The following is a 15,226-nucleotide window of genomic DNA, read 5'->3' on the forward strand; positions in this document are numbered from 1 at the left end:
CAGTGGGTGTGGTCGGTTGCGGGTGGTCGGTTGCGGACGGTCAGTCGCGGGTGTCGTCGAGGGTCGCGCGCAGCGCCTCGGCGAACTCCGCCGGAGCGCCCTGCTGGCCGAACTCGCCGCCCAGGAAGCCGCCGTGGTGGCTCGGGAAGACGGCGAGCGGGGTGCCGACGCCCTCGGCGACGGCGACCGCAGCTCGGGCGGCGAACGTGCCCTCGGACTCCTTCCCGGCCGCGACGGCGATCCGCGTCGGCGCGGCGCGCAGGGCGGTGAAGTCGGGGCGGTAGGAGGTGCAGCCGCGCATGTTCTGACCGAGCAGCGGGTCGCCGCGCGAGCCGTCGTCCTCGGCCGGCAGGCCGAACGCGGCCGGGGCCGGGGCGGGCTCCTCGGCCCAGTTCGCCGGGAACTCGCCCTTACGGCTCGTCAGCGCGAGGAACTTGGCCATCGCGGGCCCCCAGCCGTCCCGCAGATAGGTCGCGTGGACGTCCGCGCAGACCTCCAGGGCCGCCTCCCGGTCCGGGACGACCTGGGCCGTCGGGGGCTCGTGCGCGACGAGGGTGTGCACCAGGTCGCCGCGCCGGGCGACCAGGGCGAGGGCGTTCACGGCGCCGCCGCTGCTCGCGAAGACGTCCACGGGGCCGGCGCCGAGCACCTCGATCAGCCGGGCCAGGTCGTCGGCGTGCTCCTCGGGGAGCGACTCCGCCGCGCCGTCGGTGCGCTCGCTGCGGGAGACCCCGCGCGGGTCGTACGTGACGACGGTCCGGGCGGCGAAGTGGGAGGCGAGCGTCGTGAAGCCGGTGGCGTCCATCGGGGAGCCGATCAGCAGCAGGGGACGCTCGTCGGTCCCGGTGCCGGGTCGTACGTCGTAGCGCAGGGTCGCGCCGGCGGTGACCAGGGTGCGGGTGTCGGTCTCGACCATGGTGATCTCCTCGGTGGTGGGCCGTTCATGGGGGTAGACCCCCGGCCGCACCGGAACTCATCGGTCGCGCGCCCCTTCGGGCCCTCTTTTACCCGGCGTCGCAGTCGTGGTCGGCTCTACCCGGCGTCGCAGTCATGGTCGGCCGCGTCCACCACGACGCGGTCCAACAGGCCGCGCAGCACGACCTGTTCGGCTTCGGTGAGGCCGCCGAAGAGCTCGCGCTCCGCCGCGCTCACCGCCGCGTCGACCCGTTCGAGCGCCGCCGCGCCCGCCTCGGTGATCTCCACGATGTGACGGCGCCGATCGGCCGGGTCACGGCGCCGCTCGGCGAGCCCTTCCGACTCCAACTCGTTGAGGATCGCCACGAGTTGGCTGGGGTCGATCTCCATGGTGGCGGCCAGCTCCCGCTGGCTCATGGACCCGGGGGCGAGCTGCATCAGCGTCATCGCGTTCCTCGGGTGCAGTCCGGCGACGCCCAGGGCGGCGCGGATGCGCGCGCCGGTGAGCTCCCCGCGGAAGGAGAGGAGGAAGCCGAGGCGGTCGGTCGGGAGAGCTGCCATGCCGTCCACCGTAGCAACAACCCTATTGTGGAGCGAGGGAAATCGTTGATACAGTTCAACGATTAAAGCTCTCGGACCATTGGGGTACTTCCATGTTCATCGGTTATGTCGTCGTCGCGGCGCTGCTCGCCTTCGCGCTCTCCGCATCCGCCTTCCTGACCTTCACGCGCAATCCGCAGGTCGTCGGCAGCATGACCAAGCTGGACGTCCCGGACTCCTGGCTGCCACGCCTTGCGACGCTGAAGGCGGCGGGCGCGCTCGGCCTGCTCGCGGGGCTCGCCGTGCCGGCACTCGGCGGGGCGGCGGCGATCGGCGTGATCCTCTACTTCATCGGCGCCCTGATCACCCACCTGCGGGCGAAGGACTACGAGGTGGCGCCGGTCCTGGTCATCACCCTGCTGGCGATAGCCGCGCTGGTGCTGCGCACGGCCTCCGCCTGAGCCCGAGCCGCCCGGAAGGGGTGACGAGACGGACCGTCTTGCCAAGGGTCCGACCATGCTGTACTTTCGACGAAACGAGACGAGACGTCTCGTGTTGCTTTTGCTCTGTCGTCGACGTACAGGAGGCCGCCCTTGTTCCGTGTCCAACTCACCGATGTCAGCAAGCGCTACGACGACCCCTCCCTCCACGATCGGCACGGCGTCCACCACCGGACCGTGCTCGACCGGGTCTCCCTCACCGTCCGCCCCGGTGAACGCCTCGGTGTCGTCGGCGACAACGGCTCCGGGAAGTCCACCCTCCTCCGGCTCCTCGCCGGTCTCGAGCCCCCCGACAACGGCACGGTGACCGTCGAGGCCCCCGGCGGCCGCGGCCACCTCGCCCAGACCCTGGACCTTCCCCCGACCGCGACCGTCGGCGACGCCGTCGACCACGTGCTCGCGGACGTACGGGAGCTGGAGCGGGCGATCCGGGCGGCCGAGGCGGAGCTCGCCGTGACCGGTGACCTCGCCGGGTACGCGGAGCTGCTCGCCGCCCACGAGGCCCGGGGCGGGGCCGGGGCCGACCGGCGGGTCGAGACCACGCTCCGGCGGCTCGGCGAACCCGGCCCGCTCGACCGCTCCCGAACCCTCGGCACCCTCTCGGGCGGGCAGCGTTCCCGGCTCGCGCTCGCCGCCGTCCTCGCGGCCGAACCCGAACTGCTGCTGCTCGACGAGCCGACCAACGACCTCGACGACGAGGCCGTGGCCTGGCTGGAGGAGCGGCTGCGGGCCCACCGGGGCACGGTCGTCGCCGTCTCCCACGACCGGGTCTTCCTCGACCGGGTCGCCACCTCCGTCCTGGAGGTCGACGAGGACCGCCACACCGTCCGCCGCTACGGCAACGGCTACGCCGGCTATCTCGCCGGACGCGCCGCCGAACGGGCCCGTCGGCAGCGGGAGTACGAGGAGTGGAAGGCCGAACTCGCCCGGTACAGGGCCCTCGCGGACACCCACATCGACCGTTTCTCGGCCATCCCGCGCAAGGCCCCGGCCTCGTTCAGCGGGGCGGGCGCCTTCCGGGCCCGGTCACGGGCGCACGGTGCGATGAGCCGTATCCGGGCCGCCCGCGAGCGCCTCGCCCGGCTGACGGCCGACGCGGTGCCCGCGCCGCCGGAACCGCTCCGGTTCCGCGCGGACCTCGCCGGCATCGCGGCCGGGGGCGCGCCCGTCGACCTCACGGACGTACGCGTGGACGGCCGGCTGTGCCTCGACGCCCTCCACCTCGACGCGGGCGAACGGCTCCTGGTCACCGGCCCCAACGGCGCGGGGAAGAGCACGCTCCTGAAGGTGCTCGCGGGCGAACTCGCCCCGGACACGGGCACGGTGAAGGTGCCCGCCCGGGTGGGCATGCTCCGTCAGGAGACGGCCCCACCCACCGACCCCCGTACGGTGGGCGAGGCCTTCGGAGCGGACCGTACGGACGAACTGCTCGCCCTCGGTCTCTTCTCCGCCGGGGACCTGACAACCCCGGTCCGGTATCTGTCGACAGGACAGCGCCGGAAACTGGAACTGGCGCGCCTCGTCACCGAACCGGCCGATCTGCTCCTCCTCGACGAGCCGACCAACCATCTGGCCCCGGCGCTCGTGGAGGAGATCGAGGCCGCGCTCGCGTACTACCCGGGCACGCTGGTCGTGGTCACCCACGACCGGCGCCTCAGGGAGGGCTTCCGGGGCCGCCGCCTGGAACTGGCACCGGCCCCCTCCCTCATGACGATCTAGTCGTTCGGGTCGGCGTCTCCTTCGAGGTCTCCCTCGGTCTCCAGGAACACCTGGCGCAGCGCGGCAAGGGTCTCCGGGTCCGGCTTCTCCCACATGCCGCGCGACTCGGCTTCGAGGAGCCGCTCCGCGATGCCGTGCAGGGCCCACGGGTTGGCCTCCTTCAGGAAGGCCTGGTTCTCCGGGTCGAGCACGTACTCCTGGGTGAGCTTGTCGTACATCCAGTCGGCGACGACGCCCGTCGTGGCGTCGTACCCGAAGAGGTAGTCGACGGTCGCCGCCAGCTCGAACGCGCCCTTGTAGCCGTGGCGGCGCATCGCCTCGATCCAGCGCGGGTTGACCACCCGCGCGCGGAAGACCCGGGAGGTCTCCTCGACGAGCGTCCGGGTGCGGACGGTCTCGGGGCGGGTGGAGTCGCCGATGTACGCCTCGGGGGCCGTGCCCTTGAGCGCGCGGACGGTCGCCACCATGCCGCCGTGGTACTGGAAGTAGTCGTCGGAGTCGGCGATGTCGTGCTCGCGGGTGTCGGTGTTCTTCGCGGCGACCGCGATCCGCTTGTACGCCGTCTCCATCTCGGCGCGCGCCGGGCGGCCTTCGAGCCCGCGCCCGTACGCGTACCCGCCCCACACCGTGTACACCTCGGCGAGGTCCGCGTCCGTGCGCCAGTCGCGCGAGTCGATCAGCTGGAGGATGCCCGCGCCGTACGTACCGGGGCGGGAGCCGAAGATACGGGTCGTGGCGCGCCGCTCGTCGCCGTGCTCGGCGAGGTCGGCCTGCGCGTGCGCCCGGACGTAGTTCTCCTCGGCCGACTCGCCCTCCAGACCGGCGACCAGCCGTACGGCGTCGTCGAGGAGCCCGATGACGTGCGGGAACGCGTCCCGGAAGAAGCCCGAGATGCGCAGGGTGACGTCGACGCGCGGGCGGCCGAGCTCGGCGAGCGGGATCGGCTCCAGGCCGTTCACGCGGCGCGAGGCCTCGTCCCACAGCGGACGGACGCCGAGCAGGGCGAGCGCCTCGGCCACGTCGTCGCCGGCGGTGCGCATCGCGCTGGTGCCCCACAGGGAGAGGCCCACGGACGTCGGCCACTCGCCGTTGTCGGTGCGGTAGCGCTCCAGGAGGGAGTCGGCGAGCGCCTGCCCGGTCTCCCAGGCGAGCCGGGACGGCACGGCCTTCGGGTCGACCGAGTAGAAGTTCCGGCCGGTCGGCAGGACGTTGACCAGGCCGCGCAGCGGCGAGCCGGACGGGCCGGCCGGGACGAAGCCGCCGTTCAGGGCGTGCACGGCGTGCGTCAGCTCGTCGGTGGTGGCGGCCAGGCGCGGCACGACCTGCTCGCAGGCGAACCGCAGCACGGCGTGCACGTCGGAGCCGTAGGCGGCGGCCACGGTCGGGACGGAGTCCACGGACCAGTCCGCCGCCTCCATCGCCTCGACGAGCTCGCGGGCCTTCGCCTCCGCCTCGTCGGCGGTCGTGCGGGTCGCGGCCGACTCGTCGAGACCGAGGGCCTCGCGCAGACCGGGCAGCGCCTGCGTGCCGCCCCAGATCTGGCGGGCGCGCAGGATGGAGAGGACCAGGTTGACCCGGGCCTCGCCCTCCGGGGCGCCGCCGAGGACGTGCAGACCGTCGCGGATCTGGGCGTCCTTGACCTCGCACAGCCAGCCGTCGACGTGCAGCAGGAAGTCGTCGAAGCCGTCGTCCTCGGGGCGCTGCTCCAGGCCCAGGTCGTGGTCGAGCTTGGCGGCCTGGATGAGGGTCCAGATCTGGGCGCGGATCGCGGGCAGCTTCGCCGGGTCCATGGACGAGATCTGCGCGTACTCGTCGAGCAGCTGCTCAAGACGCGCGATGTCGCCGTACGAGTCGGCGCGGGCCATCGGCGGCACCAGGTGGTCGACGAGGGTCGCGTGCACGCGCCGCTTGGCCTGCGTGCCCTCGCCCGGGTCGTTGACGAGGAACGGGTAGACCAGGGGGATGTCGCCGAGGGCCGCGTCGGGGCCGCAGGCGGCGGACAGGCCGGCGTTCTTGCCGGGCAGCCACTCCAGGTTGCCGTGCTTGCCCAGGTGGACCATGGCGTCGGCGCCGAAGCCGCCGTCCTCGGCGCGGGCGGCGATCCAGCGGTAGGCGGCCAGGTAGTGGTGGGACGGCGGGAGATCGGGGTCGTGGTAGATCGCGATCGGGTTCTCGCCGAAGCCGCGCGGCGGCTGGATGAGGATCAGCAGGTTCCCGCGGCGGAGCGCGGCGAGGACGATGTCGCCCTCGGGATTGCGGGACCGGTCGAGGAACATCTCGCCGGGCGCCGGGCCCCAGTGCTCCTCCACGTGGGTCCGCAGCTCCTCGGGGAGCGTCGCGTACCAGCGCTTGTAGTCGGCGGCCGGGATGCGGACGGGGTTCTTCGCCAGCTGTTCCTCGGTGAGCCAGTCCTGGTCGTGGCCGCCGGCCTCGATGAGGGCGTAGATCAGCTCGTCGCCGTCGCCGGAGACCAGGCCCGGGAGCTCCTCGGCGGGACCGAAGTCGTACCCCTCGGCGATCAGACGGCGCAGGAGGGAGACGGCGGAGGCGGGGGTGTCCAGACCGACGGCGTTGCCGATGCGGGAGTGCTTCGTCGGGTACGCGGAGAGGACGAGTGCCAGCCTCTTCTCGGCGTTCGGGATGTGCCGGAGCCGGGCGTGCCGTACGGCGATCCCGGCGACGCGGGCCGCGCGCTCGGCATCGGCGACGTACGCGGGCAGGCCGTCCTCGTCGATCTCCTTGAAGGAGAACGGGACGGTGATGAGCCGGCCGTCGAACTCGGGGACGGCGACCTGGCTGGCGGCGTCCAGCGGGGAGAGGCCCTCGTCGTTCTCCTCCCAGGCGGCGCGCGAACCCGTCAGGCAGAGCGCCTGCAGGATCGGCACGTCGAGCGAGGCGAGCGCGCCCGCGTCCCAGGCCTCCTCGTCGCCGCCGGCCTGCGCTTCGGCGGGCTTGGTACCGCCCGCCGCGAGGACGGTGGTGACGATCGCGTCGGCGGTACGGAGGCGGTCGAGCAGCTCCGGCTCGGGGGCGCGCAGGGACGCCACGTACAGCGGGAGCGCCTGCGCTCCGGCGTCCTCGATCGCCTCGCACAGCGAGTCGACGAAGCCGGTGTTCCCGCTCATGTGGTGGGCGCGGTAGTAGAGCACCGCGATCGTCGGACCGTCGGTCGTCCGGGGCGTGCGCTCCAGCGGGCCCCAGGTGGGGGCGGCCGCCGGGGACTCGAAGCCGTGACCGGTGAGCAGGACGGTGTCGGAGAGGAAGCGGGCCAGCTGCTCCAGGTTCGCGGGGCCGCCGTGCGCGAGATAGGCGTGCGCCTCGGTGGCGACGCCGACGGGGACGGTGGACGCCTCCATCAGCTGTGCGTCGGGGGCCTGTTCGCCGCTGAGGACGACCACCGGCTTGCCGGCCGCGCGGACCGCGTCGAGGCCCTCCTCCCAGGAACGGAGGCCGCCGAGGAGGCGTACGACGACGAGCTCGGCGTCGGCCAGGAGACCGGTCAGCTCGGCGAGGGGGAGACGGGCGGGGTTGGCGAAGCGGTACTCCACCGGGCCGCCGGCCGCGCGGGCGCTGAGCAGGTCGGTGTCGGAGTGCGACAGCAGCAGAAGCATGGCGAGCGCAGGCCTTCCTCGGGGTTGTCCGCGCCCCGGGTGGTCGTATGGACGGCGGGAGTTCCTGACTCACCTGCCCGGGATCGTGCTGACGCACGGACCGGACCGGCTCACAGTGGCGGGACCGCGCCGGATTCTCACCGGGCTTCCTCCCCGGGGTCCTGGGACCCCATGCCGTCTGCATAGTAGATCGTGCGGTCGACGGGCCGGGGCGGACGGCCGAGTCGGCCGGATCACACCCGGTGGCCGCCCGGTGGCCCGTCGGTATGCTCGCCGCCATGCCGCCCACCCCGCCCCCGGTGCCCGAGCCGGGCGAACCTCGCATACGGGACCGTGGCGACGCGTGCCCCGGGGCGCTGCGCCTGCACTCCGCCGACGACGGCCGCCTCGCCCGACTCCGCCTGCCCGCAGGACGCTTGACGTCACGTCAGGTCGAGACCCTTGCGGATGCGGCGGAGACCCTCGGCGACGGACGGATCAGCATCACCTCGCGCGGCAACGCGGAGCTGCGCGGCCTCACGGACGACTGCGGGGCGGAGCTGGCGGCGCTCCTCGACGAGGCGGGCCTGCTGCCCTCCCCCACCCACGAACGCGTCCGCAACATCGTGGCCTCCCCGGCCGCGGGCCTCGACGGACTCGGCACCGCCGACGTGCAGTTGTGGGCCCGCGAGCTGGACGCGCTCCTGTGCGCCGCGCCCTGGGCGGCGGCGCTCTCCGGCCGGTTCCTCTTCGTCCTCGACGACGGGCGCGGTGACGTGGCCGGGCTCGGCGGGGATGTGACCTTGGTCGCAGTGGGTCGCGGCGAGGCGCAGCTGCACGTCGGCGGGCGAGCCGTCCGCCTCTCGGGCTCCGACGCGCCCGGCGCGGCCCTGGCGGTGGCGGGCGGGTTCCTGGCCGCGGCGCGGAAGGCCGGAACCGGGGCCTGGCGGGTCCGGGAACTCCCTGAGGGGTACGAGGTGGACGTGGCGGAGTCGGGGGTGACGGCGGAGCCCGTAGCCGCGCCGGAGCTTCCCCAAGGCCCTCCCCTCCCCCCCGGCACCCTCGGCGCCGCCGCCCTCTCCCTCCTCGCCCCGCTCGGCCGGCTCACCGCCGCCCAGCTCCGGGCGCTGCTTCCCGCCGACGAGGTACGGCTCACGCCCTGGCGCGGAGTCGTCGTGGTGGGGGCCGGCGCCGAGCGGCTGCCCGCCCTCGACGCAGCCGGGCTCATCACCCGCGCCGACTCCCCCTGGGCAGGCGTCACCGCCTGCACCGGGCGGCCCGGCTGCGCCAAGTCCCTCGCCGACGTCCGCGCGGACGCGGTCCCGGGCCCACGCCCCGACCACACCGGCCTCCCCGTGCACCCCGACCGCCCAGGCCTCTCCAGCCGCCCCGACCACACCGACCGCCCCGGCCTCCCCGTGCACTTCTCCGGGTGCGAGCGCCGCTGCGGACACCCGCACGGCGACTGGACCGACGTCCTCGCCACCGCCGGCGGCGACTACCTGGTGGACGGCGTCCCCACCCCCCGTACCGCCCTGCCCGAAGCCGTGACCGCGGCCCGTACGACGAGATGAGCGAGAGCAACAGGATGTTCGACTACGAGAAGGACGGGGCGGAGATCTACCGCCGGTCCTTTGCCACGATCCGCGCCGAGGCGGATCTGGCGGGGCTGCCCGCCGACGTCGCCCAGGTGGCGGTCCGGATGATCCACGCCTGCGGCATGACCGACCTCGTACGCGACATCGCCTGGTCGCCGCAGGTCGTCGCGAACGCCCGCGCCGCGCTCCGGACCGGTGCGCCGATCCTCTGCGACGCCCAGATGGTCGCCAGCGGTGTCACCCGGCGTCGGCTGCCCGCCGACAACGAGGTGATCTGCACGCTCTCGGACCCGTCCGTGCCGGGCCTCGCCGCCGACCTCGGCACGACGCGCTCCGCCGCCGCCCTCGAACTGTGGCGCGACCGCCTCGAAGGCTCCGTCGTCGCCATCGGCAACGCGCCGACCGCCCTCTTCCACCTCCTCCAGATGGTCGCGGAGGGAGCCGGAAAGCCCGCCGCCGTCCTCGGCATACCGGTCGGCTTCATCGGCGCCGCCGAGTCCAAGGACGCCCTGGCCGCGCAGGACCTGGGCCTCGACTACCTCGTCGTACGGGGCCGGCGCGGCGGCAGTGCGATGACGGCCGCCGCGATCAACGCGATCGCTCACGAAGCGGAGATCCAGGCATGAGCGGAACCGGCACCACCACCGGCAAGCTGTACGGCGTCGGGCTCGGCCCCGGCGACCCGAACCTGATGACCGTCGCCGCCGTGAAGGCCATCGCCGCCGCCGACGTCATCGCGTACCACTCGGCCCGCCACGGCCGTTCCATCGCCCGCTCGATCGCCGCCGAGCACCTCCGTGCGGACCACATCGAGGAACGGCTGATGTACCCGCTCACGGTGGAGACCACGGACCACCCGGGCGGCTACCGGGGCGCCCTGAACGACTTCTACGAGGAAGCCTCGGCCCGCCTCGCCGCGCACCTCGACGCGGGCCGCACGGTCGCCGTGCTCGCCGAGGGCGACCCGCTGTTCTACGGCTCGTACCAGCACATGCACAAGCGGCTCGCGCACCGCTACGACACGACCGTCATCCCCGGCGTCACCTCGGTGTCCGCCGCCGCCGCCCGGCTCGGCGAGCCGCTCTGCGAGGCGGAGGAGGTCCTCACGATCATCCCCGGCACCCTGCCGGAGGACGAGCTGACGGCCCGTCTCGCGGGCACCGACTCGGCGGTCGTGATGAAGCTCGGCCGCACCTTCCCCACCGTGAAGCGGGCCCTGGAGCGGGCCGGCCGGCTCGACGACGCCCGGTACGTGGAGCGCGCGTTCATGGCGGGCGAGCGGACCGGCGACCTCGTGGACGTCGACCCGGCGTCCGTCCCGTACTTCTCCGTCGCCGTGCTGCCCTCCCGTATCGACCGGGAACCCGCCGTACGGGAGCGGGGCGAGGTCGTCGTCGTCGGCACCGGACCGGCCGGCGCGCCCTGGCTCACCCCCGAGTCGCGCGGCGCGCTCGTCAACGCCGACGTCCTCGTCGGCTACACCACCTACCTGGACCGGGTGCCGGTGCTCCGCCCCGGGCAGATCCGGCACGGCTCGGACAACAAAGTGGAGTCCGAGCGGGCCGAGTTCGCCCTCGACCTGGCCCGGCGCGGCCACCACGTCGCCGTCGTCTCGGGCGGCGACCCGGGCGTCTTCGCGATGGCCACGGCCGTCCTGGAGGTCGCCTGCGAGCCGCAGTACGCGGACGTGCCCGTACGGGTCCTCCCCGGGGTGACCGCCGCCAACGCGGCCGCCGCCGCCGCGGGCGCCCCCCTCGGCCACGACTACGCGACGATCTCGCTCTCCGACCGGCTCAAGCCCTGGGACGTCATCGAGGCCCGGCTGCGCGCCGCGACCGCCGCCGACCTGGTCCTCGCGCTCTACAACCCGGGGTCGAAGTCCCGTACGCACCAGGTGGCGGCCGCCCGCGACCTCCTGCTCGAACTGCGCTCGCCCGAGACCCCGGTGGTCGTCGCCCGTGACGTCGGCGGCCCCGAGCAGTCGGTGCGCGTCGTGACCCTGAAGACCCTGGAGCCGTCCGAGGTCGACATGCGCACCCTGCTCCTCGTCGGCTCCTCGCAGACGCGTGCGGTCGAGCGGGCCGACGGCCGGACGATCACCTGGACGCCGCGCCGCTACGGGTGAGCCTGCCGGCTGCTACCGGCCACCACGGGTGAAGGTGCCGAGACCTTCCTGGTCCAGGTACTCGACGCGGACCGTCTTACCGTCCGGGGAGAACGTGACGCCGGTGAGCCCGACGGCGTTCTCCCCGCGCGTCGGGAAGCCGAACGTGTCGCCGTCGTAGTGGGTGAGCCGGTACGACTGGGGCTCCGGCCCCAGTCGCAGGACCAGCCCACCGTCGCCGCCCCCGGCCACGGTCAGTTCGCCGTAGTAGTCGCTGGTGTACGTCCCCGTGTAGGCGCTGTTCGCCTTCGCGGACGCGGCGTCGCCCGGCGGCTTCGCGTAGTTCGTGGGGGACCGTCCGGCGTCCGCCTGCTGCTGGTAGATGGCATCGACGAGCGGCAGCCAGTCCCGGCTCGGCCTCCCGTCCTGCGCGGTGTCGAAGAAGTCGAGGGCGACGGTGTCGGCGACGCCGACCGGCGCGCCGTTGGTGAGGACGACGATCCCGAGCTGCTCGCCCGGCAGCATCGTGACGTTGGTGTGCGCGCCGAGCGCGAACGCACCGGTGTGGGAGAGCCGCAGCCGGCCCTCGTCGTCGTACGACACGTTCCAGCCGAGGCCGTAGAAGCCGGTCCGGCCGGCCGGTGCGTGCGCCGGGGCGGCGACGGACTCGGGGTGGTGGGTGAGGTCGAGGGCGTCCTCGTCGATGATCCGGCGCCCGTCGAGCGAGCCGTTGGCGAGCTGGAGCCGCAGCCAGGTCGCCATGTCACGGGCCGAGGAGCTGACACCGCCGGCGGGGGACTGGGCGTCCGGGTCCCGTACGTACCGCGCCTTCCACGTCCCGTCGGCCTCCTTGACGTGGCCGAAGGCGCGGTCGGGGTTCGAGGCGAAGTCCCGGAAGGTGGAGCTGGTGTCGTTCATGCCGGCGGGCTTGTAGAGGGTGTCCCCGGCGAGCTTCGCCCAGGGCACGCCCTTCCCCTGCGCCACGGCCTCGGCGGCCGCCGTCACACCGAAGTTGGTGTACGCGTAGCTCGCGCGGAACGGCGCGAGGGGCTCGTACCGCAGGTGGGACAGGATGTACTCCTGGTCGTACCCGAGGTCCTCCAGGAGGTCACCGGCGTGGTCGGGAAGCCCGCTGCGGTGCGAGAAGAGGTCGGCGACCGTCACGTGCGAGGTCACCCACGGGTCCTTCAGCCCGAACTCGGGCAGTTCGGGGTTGACCGGCTTCTGCCAGCCCTCCACACCGACCGTCCCGGCGACGACGGTGGAGGCGACCGGTTTCGACACGGACGCCAGCTGGAACACGGTGTCGGCATCGACCTCGCCGGCCTTGCCGACCTCCCGCACCCCGTACCCCTTGAGGTGGACGACCTCGTCCTCGTACACGACGGCGACGGAGACCCCGGGCAGCCCGGTCCGCTTCATCAGATCCGCGACGCTCGAATCGAGCCGGCCGACGGCCCGGTCCACATCCGCCCGATCGAGCAGGGGCGGCGGGCGGCTCGGGGGTGGGAGTCGGACCGGTACCGGAGGCCATACCCAGTACGGACACGAGCCCTGCTGTGACCAGCCAGCGGACGGTAACCACGCTTCCATTGAACGCCCGCCCCCATCGACCGTCGCGCCGGGCGGAAGGGAGCCGGTGAGGGGGTCAGACCCGTCGGACCCAGGCGGCGGCTTCCTCGGGATTCGCCGCCACCGGTACGCCCTCCGGGACCGGGGGGCGGCGGACCACCACGACCGGGATGTCCGCCTCGCGGGCCGCGGTCAGCTTCGGGGCGGTCGCCGCGCCGCCGCTGTCCTTCGTCACCAGGACGTCGATCCGGTGGCGGGCCAGGATCTGCCGCTCCCCGTCCAACGTGAACGGACCCCGGTCGAGGAGGACCTCGGTGCGGGCCGGCATCGGGGCGTCCGGGGCGTCCACCGAGCGGACCAGGAACCACTCCGGGCGGTCCGCGAAGGCCGCGAGGCCCATCCGGCCGGTCGTCAGGAAGACCCGCTCGCCGAGGCCGTCCAGGGCCCCGGCCGCCTCCTCCAGGGACGCCACGGAGCGCCAGTCGTCGCCCTCCCCCGGGACCCAGCCGGGGCGGCGGAGCGCGAGCAGGGGAACATGGGTGGTGGCGGCCGCCCGGGCCGCGTTGAAGCTGATCCGCTCGGCGAAGGGATGCGTGGCGTCGATGACCGCGTCCACGGCGTGCCCGCCGATCCACTCGACGAGCCCGTCGACGCCGCCGAACCCGCCGATCCGGACCTCGCCCTCGGGCAGCCGGGGGCTCGCCACCCGCCCCGCGAGGGAGCTGGTGACCCGGGCCTCGCCGTGGAGCAGGCCCGCGAGGAAGCGGGCCTCGGTGGTCCCCCCGAGAATGAGTATGTGCACAGGAGCCTCTTCGTGACTTCAGGCGGCGGGCGTGAGGCCCAACTCAAGCACACGGGTCTCCGCCCGGGCTGGACGACGGGTGCCTGCGCGACGGCGGCGACGACGGCCGCGTACACGGCCCTCCTGACCGGCGATTTCCCGGACCCGGTGACCATCACGCTGCCGAAGGGGCAGACGCCGTCCTTCGCGCTCACGGCCGAGGAGCTTGCCGGGGGTGTGGCCATGGCGGCCGTGACCAAGGACGCGGGCGACGACCCGGACGTCACGCACGGCGCCGTGATCCGCTCGACGGTACGGCTCCTGCCGGCGGGCTCGGGCGTCGTCTTCCGGGCGGGAGAGGGCGTCGGCACGGTCACCCTGCCGGGCCTGCCCCTGGAGGTCGGCGAGCCGGCGATCAACCCGGTGCCCCGGCAGCTGATGCGGGAGCACGTCGCGGAGGTCGCGGCCCGGCACGGCGGCACCGGCGACGTCGAGATCACCGTCTCCGTCGACGACGGCGCCGAGATCGCCCGCTCCACCTGGAACCCCCGGATCGGCATCCTGGGCGGCCTGTCGATCCTCGGCACGACGGGCGTCGTCGTCCCGTACTCGTGCTCGGCGTGGATCGACTCGATCCGCCGGGGCGTGGACGTGGCCCGCGCGGGCGGTCTGACGCACGTGGCGGGCTGCACGGGCTCGACGTCCGAGCGGACCGTCTCCACCCTCTACGACCTGCCGGAGATCGCGCTCCTCGACATGGGCGACTTCGCGGGCGCGGTCCTCAAGTACATCCGCCGCCACCCCGTCGACCGCCTCACGGTCTGCGGCGGCTTCGCCAAGCTCTCCAAGCTGGCCGCCGGCCACCTGGACCTCCACTCGGCCCGCTCCCAGGTCGACAAGGGCTTCCTCGCGGACCTGGCCCGCACGGGCGGCGCCTCGGAGTCCCTCGCGGCGGACATCGCCGAGGCGAACACAGGACTCGCCGCGCTCCGCCTCTGCGAGGCCGCGGGCGTCCCCCTCGGCGACCTCGTCGCCGCCCGCGCCCGCGACGAGTCCCTCGCGGTCCTGCGGGGCGCCCCGGTGGCGGTGGACGTGATCTGCATCGACCGGGCGGGGACGGTGGTGGGACGGTCGGAGGTGGCGGGGCCGGACGCCTAGGCACGGCGCCGCGGCCCCCTGTGGGCATCAGGCCGTCGGGTAGCCGATCTCCTCCACGTCCTCGGCGAGGTCCGCGAGCGTCACCTCCGGGTTGAGGGCGGCGACGAGCTCAGCCGTCAGGGGACGGAGGGCGAGGACGTGCCGTACCGCCTCGATGTCGACCGGCCGCTCGTAGTAGTCCCCGGCGAACTCCGCGTACGCCTCCGCCGAGCGGTCCGCCAGCAGGTGGAAGAGGCGGACGGAGCCGTCCGGGTCCTCACGGTCCTCCAGGTCCGTGAACTCGACCGGGCCCGTGTGCCAGGCCGTGTCGGCGGTCTCGCGCCACAGGCAGGCGGTGGTCACGTGGACCCCGTCCTCGTCCGTGAACGCGGGCTCCGTCAGGTACTCCCGGAAGGCCTCCGGGACCCCGTCGAGCACCCCGGGCCAGGTCTGCCCGTCCGCGAGGTCCCCGAACGGGCTCATCGGCGACTCGTGGTCGAAGGCGCGCGCGTACGCCCCCGCCGGCGAGAGGACGATCGTGTACTCCCCGCCCTGGCCGTCGCGCATCGACGCCAGCTGCTCGGTCTCCGACCAGTGCGCGTCGAAGGAGTAGTACCGGCCCTCCCACTCCGGGCTCAGCACGGCCTCCAGCATCGCGAGCCCCCGGCTGTGGTCGCGCAGTTCCTCGATGCCCGGCAGCGCCCGGGCCACGTCGTAGACAGTCACGTCTCCATGAGACCGCACGCCACTGACGGCCGACATGCGGCCCC

General features: G+C 73.8%; 12 protein-coding genes and 1 riboswitch. Of the genes, 6 read left to right on the forward strand and 6 right to left on the reverse strand.

Going from position 1 to position 15,226, the window contains the following annotated elements:
• Positions 1–40 precede the first annotated feature (40 nt).
• The gene (locus OG462_RS21580; RefSeq protein WP_406059854.1) at positions 41–916 is read right to left on the reverse strand and encodes an alpha/beta fold hydrolase; all 876 of its coding nucleotides are present in this window, start codon (positions 914–916) and stop codon (positions 41–43) included.
• A 116-nt stretch (positions 917–1,032) separates the two neighbouring features.
• A complete protein-coding gene (locus tag OG462_RS21585; protein ID WP_406059856.1) occupies positions 1,033–1,476 on the reverse strand; it encodes a MarR family winged helix-turn-helix transcriptional regulator in 444 nt (147 codons plus the stop codon).
• Positions 1,477–1,568: 92 nt separating this feature from the next.
• Between OG462_RS21585 and OG462_RS21590 the strand changes: the two genes are divergently transcribed.
• Positions 1,569–1,916 (forward strand): DoxX family protein, encoded by a 348-nt coding sequence (locus OG462_RS21590; RefSeq protein WP_406059857.1) that lies wholly within the window; start codon positions 1,569–1,571, stop codon positions 1,914–1,916.
• A gap of 132 nt (positions 1,917–2,048) precedes the next feature.
• Positions 2,049–3,674, forward strand: a complete 1,626-nt coding sequence (gene abc-f, locus OG462_RS21595) for a ribosomal protection-like ABC-F family protein (RefSeq protein ID WP_406059859.1) — start codon at positions 2,049–2,051, stop codon at positions 3,672–3,674.
• Here abc-f and cobN read toward each other — a convergent pair.
• Positions 3,671–7,285: a cobaltochelatase subunit CobN gene (cobN, locus tag OG462_RS21600; RefSeq protein WP_406059861.1), complete on the reverse strand. Its 3,615-nt coding sequence runs from the start codon at positions 7,283–7,285 to the stop codon at positions 3,671–3,673. The two genes, abc-f and cobN, sit on opposite strands and share 4 nt — an antisense overlap.
• Before the next feature lie 35 nt (positions 7,286–7,320).
• Positions 7,321–7,479: riboswitch (cobalamin riboswitch) on the reverse strand.
• A 72-nt stretch (positions 7,480–7,551) separates the two neighbouring features.
• Between cobN and OG462_RS21605 the strand changes: the two genes are divergently transcribed.
• The 3 genes from OG462_RS21605 to OG462_RS21615 are packed head-to-tail and all read left to right on the forward strand — an operon-like array spanning position 7,552 to position 10,987.
• Positions 7,552–8,838, forward strand: coding sequence for a cobalamin biosynthesis protein CobG (locus OG462_RS21605; protein WP_406059863.1), 1,287 nt, complete (start codon positions 7,552–7,554; stop codon positions 8,836–8,838).
• Positions 8,839–8,852: 14 nt separating this feature from the next.
• Positions 8,853–9,488, forward strand: a complete 636-nt coding sequence (locus tag OG462_RS21610; RefSeq protein ID WP_406066642.1) for a precorrin-8X methylmutase — start codon at positions 8,853–8,855, stop codon at positions 9,486–9,488.
• The gene (locus OG462_RS21615; RefSeq protein WP_406059865.1) at positions 9,485–10,987 is read left to right on the forward strand and encodes a precorrin-2 C(20)-methyltransferase; all 1,503 of its coding nucleotides are present in this window, start codon (positions 9,485–9,487) and stop codon (positions 10,985–10,987) included. Before OG462_RS21610 ends, OG462_RS21615 begins: the two co-directional genes overlap by 4 nt.
• Positions 10,988–10,999: 12 nt before the next feature.
• Here OG462_RS21615 and OG462_RS21620 read toward each other — a convergent pair whose 3' ends face one another.
• Positions 11,000–12,388 carry a serine hydrolase gene (locus OG462_RS21620; RefSeq protein ID WP_406059867.1) on the reverse strand — a complete coding sequence of 463 codons (1,389 nt, stop codon included), beginning with the start codon at positions 12,386–12,388 and terminating at the stop codon, positions 11,000–11,002.
• Positions 12,389–12,614: 226 nt separating this feature from the next.
• Positions 12,615–13,340 (reverse strand): cobalt-precorrin-6A reductase, encoded by a 726-nt coding sequence (locus OG462_RS21625; RefSeq protein ID WP_406059869.1) that lies wholly within the window; start codon positions 13,338–13,340, stop codon positions 12,615–12,617.
• Between the two features lie 12 nt (positions 13,341–13,352).
• Here OG462_RS21625 and OG462_RS21630 point away from each other — a divergent pair, with 12 nt between their 5' ends.
• Entirely contained in the window at positions 13,353–14,477 is a 1,125-nt protein-coding gene (locus OG462_RS21630; protein ID WP_406059870.1) for a cobalt-precorrin-5B (C(1))-methyltransferase, read from the forward strand.
• A 27-nt stretch (positions 14,478–14,504) separates the two neighbouring features.
• Here the strand turns inward: OG462_RS21630 and OG462_RS21635 are convergent, their stop codons facing one another.
• A complete protein-coding gene (locus OG462_RS21635; RefSeq protein ID WP_406059872.1) occupies positions 14,505–15,218 on the reverse strand; it encodes a hypothetical protein in 714 nt (237 codons plus the stop codon).
• Between the last annotated feature and the right edge of the window lie 8 nt (positions 15,219–15,226).

The sequence above is a fragment of the Streptomyces sp. NBC_01077 genome (assembly GCF_045162855.1).
Classification (GTDB): domain Bacteria; phylum Actinomycetota; class Actinomycetes; order Streptomycetales; family Streptomycetaceae; genus Streptomyces.

What these genes read in the sequence shown, in the direction of transcription:
- OG462_RS21580 (WP_406059854.1), bottom strand. Translation starts at nt 916, where the DNA reads ATGGTCGAGACCGACACCCGCACCCTGGTCACCGCCGGCGCGACCCTG.
- OG462_RS21585 (WP_406059856.1), bottom strand. Translation starts at nt 1,476, where the DNA reads ATGGCAGCTCTCCCGACCGACCGCCTCGGCTTCCTCCTCTCCTTCCGC.
- OG462_RS21590 (WP_406059857.1), top strand. Translation starts at nt 1,569, where the DNA reads ATGTTCATCGGTTATGTCGTCGTCGCGGCGCTGCTCGCCTTCGCGCTC.
- cobN (WP_406059861.1), bottom strand. Translation starts at nt 7,285, where the DNA reads ATGCTTCTGCTGCTGTCGCACTCCGACACCGACCTGCTCAGCGCCCGC.
- OG462_RS21605 (WP_406059863.1), top strand. Translation starts at nt 7,552, where the DNA reads ATGCTCGCCGCCATGCCGCCCACCCCGCCCCCGGTGCCCGAGCCGGGC.
- OG462_RS21610 (WP_406066642.1), top strand. Translation starts at nt 8,853, where the DNA reads ATGTTCGACTACGAGAAGGACGGGGCGGAGATCTACCGCCGGTCCTTT.
- OG462_RS21615 (WP_406059865.1), top strand. Translation starts at nt 9,485, where the DNA reads ATGAGCGGAACCGGCACCACCACCGGCAAGCTGTACGGCGTCGGGCTC.
- OG462_RS21620 (WP_406059867.1), bottom strand. Translation starts at nt 12,388, where the DNA reads ATGAAGCGGACCGGGCTGCCCGGGGTCTCCGTCGCCGTCGTGTACGAG.
- OG462_RS21635 (WP_406059872.1), bottom strand. Translation starts at nt 15,218, where the DNA reads ATGTCGGCCGTCAGTGGCGTGCGGTCTCATGGAGACGTGACTGTCTAC.